Source organism: Vibrio sp. 10N.261.46.A3 (genome assembly GCF_041472995.1).
Classification (GTDB): Bacteria; Pseudomonadota; Gammaproteobacteria; order Enterobacterales; family Vibrionaceae; genus Vibrio; species Vibrio coralliirubri.
The window spans coordinates 1-283 of sequence record NZ_JBFRRH010000188.1 but is presented as its reverse complement, the minus strand read 5'-3'; the positions used below and the strand labels follow the sequence as shown (position 1 = coordinate 283).

Sequence of the window (283 nt, the reverse complement as noted above, 5' to 3'; positions counted from 1 at the left end):
TGATCGTTAAAGGTACTCGAAAATGTCTCAGCATAGATCTCAACAAGAATGGCTACGCCTTGTGCAGAAGTATTACAATAGTGAGCAGTCTGCCGCTCAGTTTTGTTTAGAGCACAATCTTCATGTGCCTCGTGATGTCACACCTCAGTGGCTCGGCCTTCTATTGAAGGAGCTCGCAGCCGTATGAAAATGTTCCTTGATACCTCTGTTATCTATCTCCACAAGGCACCCGTCGATTTTAGAAAGGGCATTAACGGCTTGAGCTTTATCGTTGAACAGAATA

The 283-nt window shown here is 44.5% G+C and carries 1 protein-coding gene; it reads left to right on the top strand.

Annotation, left to right across the window (positions count from 1 at the left end; genetic code table 11):
• The first annotated feature begins 22 nt into the window (after window positions 1-22).
• Window positions 23-187 carry a hypothetical protein gene (locus AB4484_RS26545; RefSeq protein ID WP_372081033.1) on the top strand — a complete coding sequence of 55 codons (165 nt, stop codon included), beginning with the start codon at window positions 23-25 and terminating at the stop codon, window positions 185-187.
• The last annotated feature ends 96 nt before the right edge of the window (window positions 188-283 follow it).

Bases quoted from the DNA above. Each gene is read 5' to 3' on its own strand.
- AB4484_RS26545 (WP_372081033.1), top strand. From the start codon at position 23: ATGTCTCAGCATAGATCTCAACAAGAATGGCTACGCCTTGTGCAGAAG.